At 61.5% G+C, this 12,989-nt stretch carries 11 protein-coding genes; 6 read left to right on the forward strand and 5 right to left on the reverse strand.

What is annotated here, in order from left to right; all coding sequences use genetic code 11:
* The first annotated feature begins 22 nt into the window (after window positions 1–22).
* Together purF and ACPPVV_RS07165 are read left to right on the forward strand one after the other, a co-directional pair.
* Complete coding sequence (gene purF / locus ACPPVV_RS07160; RefSeq protein ID WP_426702770.1) at window positions 23–1,498, forward strand: amidophosphoribosyltransferase; 1,476 nt, start codon at window positions 23–25, stop codon at window positions 1,496–1,498.
* A 30-nt stretch (window positions 1,499–1,528) separates the two neighbouring features.
* Entirely contained in the window at window positions 1,529–2,341 is an 813-nt protein-coding gene (locus ACPPVV_RS07165) for a ferritin-like domain-containing protein (protein ID WP_426702771.1), read from the forward strand.
* Window positions 2,342–2,413: 72 nt separating this feature from the next.
* Here ACPPVV_RS07165 and ACPPVV_RS07170 read toward each other — a convergent pair whose 3' ends face one another.
* Window positions 2,414–4,471 (reverse strand): TonB-dependent receptor family protein, encoded by a 2,058-nt coding sequence (locus ACPPVV_RS07170; protein ID WP_426702772.1) that lies wholly within the window; start codon window positions 4,469–4,471, stop codon window positions 2,414–2,416.
* A 451-nt stretch (window positions 4,472–4,922) separates the two neighbouring features.
* On the reverse strand, window positions 4,923–5,117 hold the full coding sequence (locus ACPPVV_RS07175) for a hypothetical protein (protein ID WP_426702773.1): 195 nt from the start codon (window positions 5,115–5,117) through the stop codon (window positions 4,923–4,925).
* Between the two features lie 97 nt (window positions 5,118–5,214).
* Between ACPPVV_RS07175 and ACPPVV_RS07180 the strand changes: the two genes are divergently transcribed.
* From ACPPVV_RS07180 to ACPPVV_RS07190, 3 genes are all read left to right on the forward strand, one after another.
* The gene (locus tag ACPPVV_RS07180) at window positions 5,215–5,358 is read left to right on the forward strand and encodes a hypothetical protein (RefSeq protein WP_426702774.1); all 144 of its coding nucleotides are present in this window, start codon (window positions 5,215–5,217) and stop codon (window positions 5,356–5,358) included.
* 220 nt (window positions 5,359–5,578) lie between these two features.
* Window positions 5,579–8,692, forward strand: coding sequence for a CheR family methyltransferase (locus ACPPVV_RS07185; RefSeq protein ID WP_426702775.1), 3,114 nt, complete (start codon window positions 5,579–5,581; stop codon window positions 8,690–8,692).
* Window positions 8,682–9,047: a response regulator gene (locus ACPPVV_RS07190; protein WP_426702776.1), complete on the forward strand. Its 366-nt coding sequence runs from the start codon at window positions 8,682–8,684 to the stop codon at window positions 9,045–9,047. The genes ACPPVV_RS07185 and ACPPVV_RS07190 overlap by 11 nt, the downstream gene beginning before the upstream one ends.
* An 18-nt stretch (window positions 9,048–9,065) precedes the next feature.
* On the opposite strand, the gene ACPPVV_RS07195 is transcribed toward ACPPVV_RS07190, so the two are convergent.
* The gene (locus ACPPVV_RS07195) at window positions 9,066–9,953 is read right to left on the reverse strand and encodes a DUF72 domain-containing protein (protein WP_426702777.1); all 888 of its coding nucleotides are present in this window, start codon (window positions 9,951–9,953) and stop codon (window positions 9,066–9,068) included.
* A gap of 1 nt (window position 9,954) precedes the next feature.
* Window positions 9,955–10,758, reverse strand: coding sequence for a YihY/virulence factor BrkB family protein (locus tag ACPPVV_RS07200; RefSeq protein WP_426702778.1), 804 nt, complete (start codon window positions 10,756–10,758; stop codon window positions 9,955–9,957).
* A 492-nt stretch (window positions 10,759–11,250) separates the two neighbouring features.
* On the opposite strand from ACPPVV_RS07200, the gene ACPPVV_RS07205 reads away from it, so the two are divergent.
* Complete coding sequence (locus ACPPVV_RS07205; RefSeq protein WP_426702779.1) at window positions 11,251–11,622, forward strand: hypothetical protein; 372 nt, start codon at window positions 11,251–11,253, stop codon at window positions 11,620–11,622.
* Window positions 11,623–11,931: 309 nt separating this feature from the next.
* Here ACPPVV_RS07205 and ACPPVV_RS07210 read toward each other — a convergent pair whose 3' ends face one another.
* Window positions 11,932–12,936 carry an SDR family oxidoreductase gene (locus ACPPVV_RS07210; protein ID WP_426702780.1) on the reverse strand — a complete coding sequence of 335 codons (1,005 nt, stop codon included), beginning with the start codon at window positions 12,934–12,936 and terminating at the stop codon, window positions 11,932–11,934.
* Window positions 12,937–12,989: the final 53 nt, after the last annotated feature.

Raw genomic sequence — 12,989 nt, forward strand, 5'->3', positions numbered from 1 at the left:
CTTCTGAAGCAGGCAATACATCATGTGCGGAATCATCGGCATTGTCGGTACCACCGAAGTGGCATCGGCGCTTTATGACGGCCTGACCGTGCTGCAGCATCGCGGCCAGGACGCAGCTGGCATTGCCACCGTGGATGGCCCGCGGCTGCGTTTGCACAAAGGCAACGGGCTGGTGCGCGATGTGTTCGGCGAGACCTCGATGAGTGGTCTGCGTGGGCGCATCGGCATTGGCCATTGCCGTTATCCGACCGCCGGTTCCGAAGGCTCGGCCGAAGCGCAGCCGTTCTACGTCAATTCGCCCTATGGCATCGCCTTTGCGCACAACGGCAACCTGGTGAACACCGAGGTCTTGCGCCGCGAGATGTTCGAAGGCGATCGCCGACACATCAATACCGATTCCGATTCGGAGGTCTTGTTGAATGTGTTTGCGCATGAGCTGCAGATTCAGGACCGCATGGCGCTGACCCCGGATCACATTTTCAAGGCGGTCGCCGGCATGCATGCGCGCGCCAGTGGCGGCTATGCCTGCGTGGCGCTGGTGCTTGGTTACGGACTGGTCGCATTCCGTGATCCGCACGGCATCCGGCCGCTGGTGCTGGGTGAACGGATCACCGCGGAGGGCCATGAATATGCGGTGGCTTCCGAATCGGTGGCGTTCGACGTGCTTGGCTTCAAACGCGTGCGCGACATCGCGCCAGGCGAGGCGGTGATCATCACCGACGACGGTCAGCTGCACAGCCGCCGTTGTGCCGAGGGCGCGCTGCACACGCCGTGCATCTTCGAATACGTCTACCTGGCGCGACCCGATTCGATGATCGAGGACGTGTCGGTGTACAAGGCACGCTTGCGCATGGGCGAAAAGCTGGCCGAGAAAATCCTGCGCGAGCGCCCCGAACATGGCATCGATGCGGTGATTCCGATCCCCGACACCGCGCGCACCGCCGCCAGCGCGTTGGCCGGTGCACTTGGCGTGCCGTTCCGCGAGGGTTTCGTCAAGAATCGCTACATCGGCCGCACCTTCATCATGCCGGGGCAGGGTGAGCGGGTGAAGTCGGTGCGCCGCAAGCTCAACGCGATCGACCTGGAATTCCGCAACAAGAACGTGTTGCTGGTCGACGACTCGATCGTGCGCGGCACCACCTCCAAGCAGATCATCCAGATGGCACGCGATGCCGGCGCGAAGAACGTCTACTTCGCCTCAGCCGCGCCACCGGTGCGCTATCCGAACGTTTACGGCATCGACATGCCATCCACCTCGGAGCTGATCGCCGCCGGGCATACCGAGAAGGAAGTGGAGACGATGCTCGGTGCCGACTGGCTGATCTACCAGGATCTCAAGGACCTTATCTGGGCCGTGCAGGACGGCAACGAGAACCTGAAACAGTTCGATGCTTCGTGCTTCTCGGGTGAATACGTTACCGGCCTGGATCAGCGCTACCTGGAGCAGATCCAGATGCTGCGCTCGGACGACGCCAAGGCCGCTCGCCGGGTTGTGTGAGCCTTTCGTAGGAATCCTACGGGAAGCGTCATGACCGATCTCCACGCCGCCGCCAAGCTCTGCCTCGATGCCACCGATCCGGCCGAGAAGTTGTACCTGACGCATACGACGTGGCAGGCGTTTCTGGCGGGCGAATTGCGCGCGGATGCCGCGTCGCCGCCACCTGAGCCGATCCGTGCGCCGGGTCGCCCGGCCACGCCGCGACTGGTCAACGCCCGCCAGGTACCGCAACGCGGGCTCGGTAGCGCGGAAGGTCGCGCTGCGCTGGTGCATGCCGTGGCGCATATCGAATTCAATGCGATCAATCTGGCGTGGGACGCGGTCTACCGTTACCGGGGCAAGCCCGAGGCGTACTACCGCGACTGGAGCAGTTGCGCGAACGACGAAGCACGCCATTTCACGATGCTGGCCGGTCGACTGACCGAACTGGGACATGCCTACGGCGACTTCGATGCCCACGACGGCCTATGGGCCATGGCTGAAAAAACCGCCCACCACGATACCGCCCGCATGGCGCTGGTACCGCGCGTGCTGGAAGCCCGCGGACTGGACGTGACACCAGGCATGATCGAACGGCTGCGCCACCTTGGAGACATCCGAACCGTGGCGATCCTCGAAGTGATCCTGCGCGAGGAAGTCGCCCATGTCGCCGCGGGAACCCGCTGGTACCAGCATTGTTGCGAGCGTGACGGTGTCGAACCCGTCGAAACGTTTTTCGCACTGTTGCGCGAGTACATGGGGGTCAGTCTGCGCGGTCCATTCAACCGGCCCGCCCGGCTGGAAGCGGGTTTCATCGAAGCGGAACTCGACCGACTTGCCACACTGGCGCATGAAGCTTCATAAAAAACGCCCGTAGCGAAAACTCTGGTCGAAAGAAGTCGCCGCCAGGCCGCCGTCACCGAGCCATGCTGACGATCAGCGAAAGGTCAGGCGGCAACCGACGTAGACCGCGCGCCCCGGGCCAGGCTCGAAGTAGCGGCCGGTGGATTCGTTGACGATGACCGAGCCGATGTAGCGACGGTCGAACAGGTTGTCCAGCCGCAGGAAGGGCGCGATCTGCATGCCGGCATCGTCGATGACGTAACCCACACTTGCATCGACCAGTGCGTAGCCTGGCGCGCGCGCGGTGTTCGCATCGTCGGCGACCACGGCACCGATGGCCGAAAGTTGCAGCTGCGCATGCCAACCATGGCTCGCGCCCCAACGCAGGCTTGCATCCAGCGCCGAGCGCGGCACGCCGGCGATGCGCGTTCCGGCTGATCCATCCAGTGGTTGCGAAAAGCGCGCGTCGAGCCAGGTGTAGGCGACATGGGCCTGCCAGCGCGGAGCCAGTGACAGTTGCAGTTCGGTCTCGACGCCGCGGCGTCGCGCACGACCGCGATTGCGGTAGGTAGTGCGGCCATCGGTGTTGCTGTCCACCGCCAGTTCATTGCGGGTATCGGCCTGGAACCACGCCAGCTCGACGCTGTTGTCGCCGGCCCAGCGCCATTTCGAGCCAAGTTCGAGGTTGTCCGTACGCGCGGCTTGCAGGCCGAGGTTGAGTCCGCTGCCGCCGTCACTGCGGTAACCGAGTTCGTTGAAGGTGGGTGTCTCGAAGCCGCGTCCCCACGATGCATACAGGTGCCAGTCGCGACCGGCGCGAAACAACAGGCCAGCGACTGGCGTAGTCGCGGCATAGACTCGGTGGCCACTGTCGTCGGGGTTGCCGGCCGTGATGTAGCGGTCGTCCACGCCGAAATGCACGCTGTTGCGGCGTACACCGCCGCTGAGTGACCAGCGTGGCGACAAGCGCCAACTTGCTTGCGCATATTGGTCAAAGTCCCATACCACGTTGCGCTCGTTGCGACGCAACGCACCGATCACGCCCAGCGTTTCCCCGACGAAATTCTCGTAGCCGCGACGTTGCTGGTTCTGTTGATCCCAGCTGCTACCCACGACCAACTCGAACGGACGGCCGCCGAGCTGGCCATCCCAACGTCGACGCAGATCGGTGCCGCCGTAGTCGCCGTCCAGATCCACCACGCCGCCAGCGCTGAGCGGACTGGTCTGCGCAGACGGCGGTATCGACAGGAATTGCTGCACCGTGCGCTCGCCATAATAGGCCAGTGCGCGCCACTGTCCGCCGTGGTCGTCGTCGTGCTCGACAATGAGGCCGGCCTGGTTTTGCCGCACGCTTTTGCGCGTGTCGTAGAGCAGCGCCGATGGCGCAGCCTGACGCGGATCGGCCAGGTATTCCTGATGGGTGAGTCCTTTCGGGTCCTGCGCGTGTGGCAACAGTACGCTGTTGGCCACCACGGTGATTCGACTCCCATCGCCGAGCGTGAAGCGCAGCCTGGCGTTGCCGTTGTCGCGTTCGGAGCGGCTGTGCCGTCGAAAGCCGTCGCCGCTCAGGCGCGACAAATCGAGGTTGTAGTCCAGGTTGCCGGCGATGCCACGCGTGCCCAGTTCGACACGCTGACCGGCGTAACGCCCCGCGCCAAACATCATTCGCCACTCGGGTGGATCGGTGCCGTCGGCGGTAAACAGCTGGATCACGCCGCCGGACGAGTTGCCGTATAACGCCGAGAACGGGCCGCGCAGGACTTCGATGCGATCCGCCGCGCCGAGACTGAAGTTCGACAGCTGGCCTTGCCCGTCCGGCATGGTGGCGGGAATGCCGTCGACGTACAGGCGCACGCCACGCACGCCGAAGGTGGTGCGCGCACCGAAACCGCGGATGGAGACTTGCTCGTCCTGCGCCGCGTTCTGGCGATCGCGAGCCAGCACACCAGGCACTTCGCGCAGGGATTCCGAGGGGTTGATCGACACGCGATCCGCCTGGACGCGCTGCAGATCCACCGCGTCGATCGACAGTGGCAAATCGAACGGCTGCTGCGCGCTGCGGGTCGCCGTCACCACAACGGCCGGCAAAACCGTCGGCTTCGGCATCGTGGTCGTGGGTGTACCGTTCGCCATGGCGGGGAGTATGGGCATGACGGCGATTATCGCGAATATCCGCGCCCTGGACCGACATGGGCGAATGCCACGCATCATCGGTTCGAGTAAACCATCGGGCGAAACCGGTGATCATGGATTGCGGAATGCATGCGGGTTACACCAATGGTCGTACGACATGCTGTGGTCACCGTGAGCGTGGATACATGCTTGTCATCACCCTGCGCCTCGAACGCAGGGGCGAAGTTTCTTCCTCGATCGTGGGGGCACCTCTTGACCGCGTGCGGGTGCCCTGCGCCAGTTCGGCAAGCAGTGCTTCCACGGCGTCACCGTTTTCCTTGAGAAAGGTTGTCACGTCCATCCTGAAGCCGGGAATGAGAGATTTCAATCGCTGTGATTCATTGGATGAAGAGCCCGTACATGGGTGTGTTCCGGTCTGAAGCGCACAGCCGGAAGAGTTCTCGTACAGACATGCGCATGCGCCGATCGGTCAGCCATTTTGCAAGGAAGCGTTTAGCGCCGCCGCGATGGCTGCATCGCCATTGATCAGATCCTTCCATGTCATGTCCACACCTTTTCGGTGCCCTTTTGGCGCGATTTTCAATCCGCTGGGGTCGATGACCAGTGTGTACAGCCTGTCGGCGATTTTCAGTTCTCTTCGTAACGGTTTGTCCAGTTTGATCATGTCCGCATGCTCCGAGATGCTACGGGTGAAACCCCGTGCCATGGAACATAGCCAAACCCTGTGAAGGTTGAGTTGGCGGTCTACAGGATCGTGCACCATGACAATACGCGCGGTCGGCAGTGGCAAGCGGGCCAAAGCGCGGCGTCCGGCGTCGGATCTGGAGCGATCTCACGGTGGCGGCAACTATCAGCGCGATGGCGATCGCGACCATGGCGGAAATCCCGCTGCAGAGGGAGACTGACGGTCTATCCGGGTTTCGGATTCCAGGCCCGCCGGCGCTGATCACACCCATTACCGTTGATTTCAGCATCCGGAGTTGTTGGCGGCTGTCGACAGCCATCGCTCCCGTTGCCTGCTAACGCGCCATGCACGTCAACTGATGCAAGCTCGCGTTTCGGTCGAGATGATCGCGCGCCTTCAAACCGGTAAGCTCCCCGACAGGCATTGAACGGCAAGGGCGAATGACGATATCCGCAGAGTCAGGCGATACAACCGACACCTTGTTGACCGTCGTTGGCGTAGGCGCCTCGGCTGGTGGCGTCGAGGCGCTCGAGGAATTTTTCGGCGGCTCACGCGAGATGGAGAATGTGGCGTTCGTGGTGGTGACCCACATGATGGCCGACAAGCCCAGCATGCTGCCGGAGATCATTGCCCGGCATACCGGGCTCACGGTGGAGCGTGCCGTCGACGGTGCCGCCATCGCTGCCGGTCGTGTTTATGTATTGCAGCCTGGTCAAGTGGTTTCCCTGAGCCAGGCGCGACTACGGGTCGACACCGTGCCCGCGGGCCAGCGCGTGCGCAACGTCATCGACCTGCTGTTCGGCTCGTTGGCCGTCGAGCTGGGCGTTCGTGCGGTAGGCGTGGTGTTGTCCGGTACCGGATCTGACGGCGCGCTGGGTTGCCGCGCGATCCGCGAGCACGGTGGCCTGACCATCGCCCAGACCGGCGATGGTGACACCGTGCGATTCAGCGGCATGCCGGCCAGTGCGATCGCCGTGCGCGCGATCGATCTGCAGCTGCCGGCCCGTTCGATGATGGACCGCATCGGCCATTACGCCGATGCGGTCGGTCAGGGAGCGCCACAGCCGCCAGGGCAAGAGCAGTTGAATCATCTTTGCCAATTGTTGTGCCGGTACACCGGACACGATTTCAACGGCTACAAGCCGAGCACCTTCTGGCGTCGGGTCACACGCCGCCTGCAGGTGCTGCAGTTGGAGAATGTCGACGACTACATCGCGCACATCGAGGCTTCGCCAGAGGAAGCGACGCTGCTGTTCCGCGACCTGCTGATCAGCGTCACCAGCTTTTTCCGCGACGTCGAGGCCTTTGACGCGCTGCAAAAAGAAGTGATCCCGCTTCTGTTCGATGAGTGCGATCCGGCCAGCGGTATCCGCGTATGGGTTTCCGGCTGCGCAACCGGCGAGGAAGCTTACTCGCTGGCCATCCTGCTGCTGGAACATGCGCAGACGCTGCCCGAATGTCCCGACATCAAGGTGTTTGCCACCGATATTGACGAGGACGCGTTGAACATCGCGCGTGCGGGTCGCTATCCGGCCGCCCTGATGGAGGCGGTCTCCCCGGAACGACGGCAGCGTTTTTTCAGAAGCGAGGATGGCACTTTCGTCATTGACAAGAGGGTGCGCGAACTGTGCACGTTTTCCCCGCACAGCGTGCTGAAGGATCCTCCGTTTTCACGAATCGACCTGGTGTCCTGCCGCAACCTGCTGATCTATCTGAGCCTGAAAACACAGGACCAGCTGATGCCGATCTTCCATTTCGCCTTGTGTCCGCGCGGCTATCTGTTCGTGGGAATCGCCGAGAGCGTCACCCGGCATGCCGAACTGTTTACTGCCGTGAACCGCAAACGCAGGATTTTCCAGCGTGTGTCGATGGCATCGCCGCGCATGGCCCTGCCGCTGACGCCGCCTGGCCGGCATCGGCCACCACACCGCGAAAGCTTCAGTTCGCCGCGTGGATTGAGCAACCTGCGTCGCTCGATCGAGGCACGTATCCTGCGCGAGCATGCGCCGGCCCATGTGCTGATCAATCATCGGGGCGAGGTGGTGTACTACTCGCCTTATACCAAGGGCTTCCTGGAGCACGCCGCCGGTGCGCCGAGCCGGCAGCTGCTGCTCAGCGTACGGCAGGAACTGCGGCCGGGCCTGCGCCGCGCATTGAAGGAAACGCTGGGCACCGAGCAGCCATCGGCCCTGCCGCGTACGTGCCTGGAGATCGATGGCTACATGCGCTGGGCCGATGTATTCGTCGAGCCGTTCGAGCACGAAGATGGCGAGCATCTGTATCTGGTGCTGTTCCGCGATCTCGGCCCGGTCGATCACGAGGTCGCCGAAGCGGACACGGGCACCGATGGAAACGTAGCCCAGGTCACGCGCGAGCTGCGTGATACCCGCGAGGAACTGTACTCCGCCTACGAGGAATCGGAGACGGTAGTGGAGGAGTTGCGCCTGGCCAATGAGGAGCTCAGCTCGGTCAATGAGGAAATGCAATCTTCCAACGAGGAGCTGGAAACCTCGAAGGAAGAGTTGCAGTCCCTTAATGAGGAATTGCACACGGTCAACCAGGATCTCTCGCAGAATATCGAAGCGCTGGACCAGGCCAACGCCGAATTGCGCGGCCTGCTCGAAAGCACGCAGATCGCAACCATTTTCCTCGACCGCCAGCTCGCGATCCGCAGCTTCACGCCTGCAGCCACGGCGATGTTCAACCTGATCCCCAGTGATCGCGGACGGGCGATCACCGATATCGCCAATGCACTGGATATCGCCGATTTCCGCCATGATTTGTTGCGCGTGCTGCGCAACGGTCGCAGCGAGGAGCGCGCGACGGCCCGCAAGGATGGCAACGCGCACTACCTGATGCGGATCATGCCGTACCAGGGAGAGAAGTCAGGCAATGGCGGGCTGCTCGTCACGCTGATCGACGTGACTGCATTGATGGAGGCAGACGTGCGTCACGGGCTGATGATCGGTGAACTCAACCACCGTGTTCGCAACATGCTCGCGGTGATCAGCGCGGTAGCCATGCAAACACTGGGAAAGGAGGTCGATTCATCGGCGCTGAATAATTTCCTGACCCGGCTCAGGGCAATGTCGCGCACGTACAAATTGCTGACGCGCGTCAATTGGCGTCATACCCCCTTGCGCGAGCTTATCCAGCAGGAGTTGATGGCCGTGGTCGAGCCGAATCGTTTCCAGTTGGATGGGCCAACGGTGCTGCTCAACGCCAAAGCCACCGTCGCCTTGGGAATGACACTCCATGAGCTGACCACCAATGCGATCAAACATGGCGCTTTGTCAGATGCGCATGGCCAGGTTCATGTGCGCTGGTCGCTGGATTCCCAGGCACTGACGATCCACTGGGCCGAAACAGGCGGACCCTCCACGAGCGTGCCGACAAGACGAGGTTTCGGAAGCATGCTGATCGATCGTCAGCTGGCTTTTGAATTACACGGCAAGAGCGACATGCACTTCGCCGGCAGCGGCCTCGGTGTCATGTTGAAGATACCGGTGGGTGCGCTGAATGAAACCGTTGGGGAGACCATCGATGAAGAATGAAGGCGAATCGTCGCAGGTGGTGCTGGTCGTCGAAGACGAGCTGATGATCGCCACGACGCTGGAAATGATATTGAGCGAAAAAGGCTACCAGGTCGCCGGGCCGGTCTCGACGGTTGAGGATGCACTGGCGTTGCTTGAAACCGCACGACCGGACGTGGCACTGCTCGACTACCGGTTGGGTGGGTCGACCACCGAGCCGCTGCTGTCGGTACTCCAGGAACGCGGAATTCCGGTTTGCATGCTCACCGGTTATGGCCGCGATGCGTTGCCGGAGCGGTATCAGCAATATTCCGTGCTGGAAAAGCCGTTCAGCCTGAACGAGTTGTTGGAAGAGGTGCAGCGTCTTTGCGGTTGACTCGGTGGGTGTTGTCGATCAGCCGGTGGTTCTGACAGCGCGGAGCCTGTCGCGCAACTTGATCGCGTCGAATGGCGCCTTCACCTTGGCATCGTTGTCGAAGTAGCAATAGACATCGCGTGATTCGCGTTTGGGTGGCGGCTGGTGACTGGCTCGATTTGCGCCACTACGAGGTTGCCTGCCCTTCATCCATGCGCGAATTCGCCGCGCCCAGTCATCCAGCGCCACGTCGGTGTAGCCGCTTGCGTAAATAAGCTTGTTGCCATGCAGGCGCATATAGACGAACCCTGCAGTCACGTCCTGCAGCTTCGGCCATTTCGATGCGGCATCGGAGACCACCAGGCCGACATGGTGTTTGCGTAACAACGCGATGAAAGCCGGATCTTCAAAACTCTCGTGCCGGATCTCGACGGCGTGGCGAAGGCGGTGATTGCGGGCTGGCGACAGGCTTCCGACATGTTTGATGTGGCTGTCATGCTGCCTGGCCATGGCTAGTGCGGTCTTCGAATCCCTGGGGAGCCGTGACAGAAAGGTGTCGAACAGATCGTGGTCGTATTTCATGTTGGGCGGAAACTGCCACAGGATGGGTCCCAGTTTTTCGCGCAATTCCATAACGCCGGAAGCGAGGAAATTCGCCAGTGGTTTTTCCACGTCTCGCAGTCGTCGCATGTGGGTGATGAAACGCGGTGCCTTCACGGCGAAAAGAAAGCCGCGCGGGGTATCGCGATACCAGTTGCGCCAACTCTCCGGGCGTTGCAATGAATAGAAAGAACCGTTGATTTCGATGGTATCGAGCTGACGCGAAGCGTAGTTCAGCTCCAAACGCTGGGGCAAATCTTTTGGATAGAACTTGCCACGCCACGGTGGATAGCGCCATCCCGAAATACCGATACGCAACTTGGCCATGCTAGTTCGGCTTCCCGGGTGTGGTGCGCTCAGCCTGACGTTCTGGCTTGACCGCTTCGCCGCGGGCGATCGACAGCCCGTGCGTGAGTTCCGCGCCCACCAATACGATCGTGGACGCGTAGTAGACCCAGATGAGCAAGACCACCAGGGCGCCCGCTGGTCCGTACGCGCCGCCGACGCTGGCGTTCTGGATATAAAGGCCTATCGCGTACTTGCCGGCGATGAACAGGACGGTGGTCAGTAGCGCGCCGCGCCAGGCATCCGTCCAGGCGATGCGTGCGTCCGGCAGCACGCTATACATCGCGCCGAAAGCGGTAATGAACACCAGCAGCGAAATGACCCGCTCGGCGATGTTCCAGGCCAACGAGTCCACCGGCACAAAAATCTTGATCAGGGTGCTCACCACAAGTGACACGATCAGCAAGAACGTGAAGCCCACCAGCAGGCCGATAGCCCGCGCTCGCGCCCATAACCACGCGGTCACCGCCTTGCCGGGTTTCGCCTGGACATCCCAGATGGCATTGAGAGCGTGCTGCAACTGTGCGAACACCGCCGAAGCGCTGAACAGCGTGATCAGCAAACCCACGAAGCCCGCAACGTTGCCCAGCGTCGGCTTCGATCTTGCGTTCTGCACCACAAGGCTGATCGCGCCGGATGCCTTGTCACCGAGGATGGCGGAAAGGCCGTCGGTCATCTGCTGCTGCCATTCGGGTCGCATCGCAGCCAGTAGCCACAACAAAAGCACGACCAACGGTGCAAACGAAAGTGCGGAATAAAAGGCGATCGCCGCCGCGCGGGTCAGCAAGGCATCATCCCCCACGCCGTGGGCTGCCTGGCGCAGGGCCTTGATGAATTGCGACAGCTGCACGGGCCTTCCCTCGCTTTTCGACGGGAAACATCAAATCGCACATCGATAGTGAACGGTACGTTTGCTACCGCTGACGGTGGCGTCCCAACAGAATGTCTTGGTGCGAGGCTTTCTCGTTGAGGGATCCTGGCGAGTTGGAGGGCATTCATCATCCAACGTGAGGTGAGATCTTTCGGCAAATAGGCCTGCGAGTTTCGGAGGCCGGCGTGGATATATGACCGCGCCGGGCAAGGGAGATCCGAACGAGGCTGGCATTGTCAGGCAGACATTGCGCGAAATACTCGCCGGGATCCTGCCCAAGTGATGGAGGGCGCGTGGTTGAGCGCGAGAGAAAAGCCTGGCAGCTACGCCCGTATCGACAGATTCGACATGCGCTCTTAACCCGTCCCTCAGCACACTGCATACCCGATATCCGAGGAGTTCACTCCCATGTCAACCATGGATCGCAAAGATTCCAGCGGACCCAACGACAAAGCCTCCAAATGCGAAGAGACGCCAGCTGAGCACGAACAACGCAAAAGAAAGGAGAGCGCAAATCAGGACGAGGCGCTGGAAGAGACATTCCCGGCCAGTGATCCGGTGTCGCCATTCGTACCCGCCAAACCTCCCCAGGACGAAGAAATGACGTCGAGCAGAATCATCTACGGCGACCAGCAGTTTGACTTCAGCGCGTTGCGTTCGCGCATGGACCCGGAGCTGGCGGAAAACATCGAAGGCAGCGTGGATACCGACCAGGATTTTTTCAACGCCTACCTGTTGGCGCATAACGAGAAATACGGGCAGCGTTTCGTCGTCGACTGAACTGGCCGGCTGCGACCAGCCAGCCAGTTGAAGGCGTCGAACTGTATTCAACTCAACGTCCATACCACTTTCGAGAATACTATGCACGCGACCCGAAGAAACGATCGCCAAGGGTGCTTCCGTTCGGTGCCACCCATGTTTGCGTCCAACGCAAGCCTTCCGTCGGAGCGCCGCGCAACGAATGCGCCAAAAAATGGGCAAAGCCTGCCTCAGGGTACGTCGAGGGTTGCGGTCAAGGTGGTCGAACCCGATGCAGGCATGTTGGATGGCGTCGATCGATTCCGCTGAGCACCGATCGATTGCCTCTGGCTAAGGGGTAGGGCCACCCATCACTGGAAGTATGGCGCCGGAGATGTAACTTGCGCACGAGGGGGCCGCCAGAAAAACATAGGCGGGAGCCAGTTCCTCTGGCTGTGCGGGTCGCCCCATCACACTGGACTTGCCAAACTCCCTTATCTTGTCCGCCGACTGATCAGCCGGATTCAGCGGCGTCCAGACGGGGCCTGGCGCCACCGCGTTCACCCGGATGCCACGTGGCGCCATGTTGGTCGCCAGCGCCTTGGTAAATGCATGGATGCCGCCCTTGGTCATCGAGTAGTCCAACAAGCGATCGTTGCCGAAAAGCCCGGTTTCCGAGCCTGTATTGATGATCGAGCTACCACTCCCCAGATGCGGCGAGGCAGCTCGGGCCATATGGAAATAGCCGTACAGGTTGGTGCGCAAGGTCTCGTCGAAATGCTCGTCGGTGATGTCTTCGATCGATTCGGCATGCTCCTGGAATGCCGCATTGTTGACCAGTACGGAAAGCTTGCCGAAGGCCTGCACGGTCTTTTCGACGGCGTCGCGGCAGAAGGATGGATCCCTGACGTCCCCACGGATCAGCAGGCAGCGCTGACCTTCGCCTTCGACGTAATCGCTGGTTTCCTGTGCGTCGGTGTCCTCGCAGAGATAAACAATGGCGACATCCGCGCCTTCACGGGCGAACAGCACGGCCACTGCCCGACCGATACCCGAATCGCCGCCCGTGATCAGCGCCGACATCCCAGCCAGTTTGCCGCTGCCGGTATAGGCCGGCGCCAGGAACTGCGGGCGAGGATCGAGATCGCTTTCCAGCCCGGGCTTCTTCTGGTGCTGGGCAGGCAGGGGGTTTTCGGGTTTGCCGGTTTTTTTCGCCGTTGCCTTCTTTGCCGTCGCGGGCTTCTTCTTTGACTGCTCTTCGTCGCGTTCGACAGTCGCCTGAATGGCACGCTGTCGTTCGACGGTGGCTTTGTTGGTACGGGGAGCACGCTTGGTCGGCATGTTTCGAGACTCCATCGCGGACGCAGGGTCTTAGGCGGACGCACGCTAGCGAACCGGGCGTGCGTGGT

This window comes from Rhodanobacter sp. Col0626 (genome assembly GCF_049994385.1).
In the GTDB taxonomy this organism is placed as follows: domain Bacteria; phylum Pseudomonadota; class Gammaproteobacteria; order Xanthomonadales; family Rhodanobacteraceae; genus Rhodanobacter.

Coding starts and splice junctions, on each gene's coding strand:
- ACPPVV_RS07185 (WP_426702775.1), top strand. CDS start 5,579: ATGACGATATCCGCAGAGTCAGGCGATACAACCGACACCTTGTTGACC.
- ACPPVV_RS07205 (WP_426702779.1), top strand. CDS start 11,251: ATGTCAACCATGGATCGCAAAGATTCCAGCGGACCCAACGACAAAGCC.
- ACPPVV_RS07170 (WP_426702772.1), bottom strand. CDS start 4,471: ATGCCCATACTCCCCGCCATGGCGAACGGTACACCCACGACCACGATG.
- ACPPVV_RS07190 (WP_426702776.1), top strand. CDS start 8,682: ATGAAGAATGAAGGCGAATCGTCGCAGGTGGTGCTGGTCGTCGAAGAC.
- ACPPVV_RS07210 (WP_426702780.1), bottom strand. CDS start 12,936: ATGGAGTCTCGAAACATGCCGACCAAGCGTGCTCCCCGTACCAACAAA.
- ACPPVV_RS07165 (WP_426702771.1), top strand. CDS start 1,529: ATGACCGATCTCCACGCCGCCGCCAAGCTCTGCCTCGATGCCACCGAT.
- purF (WP_426702770.1), top strand. CDS start 23: ATGTGCGGAATCATCGGCATTGTCGGTACCACCGAAGTGGCATCGGCG.
- ACPPVV_RS07195 (WP_426702777.1), bottom strand. CDS start 9,953: ATGGCCAAGTTGCGTATCGGTATTTCGGGATGGCGCTATCCACCGTGG.
- ACPPVV_RS07180 (WP_426702774.1), top strand. CDS start 5,215: ATGACAATACGCGCGGTCGGCAGTGGCAAGCGGGCCAAAGCGCGGCGT.
- ACPPVV_RS07175 (WP_426702773.1), bottom strand. CDS start 5,117: ATGATCAAACTGGACAAACCGTTACGAAGAGAACTGAAAATCGCCGAC.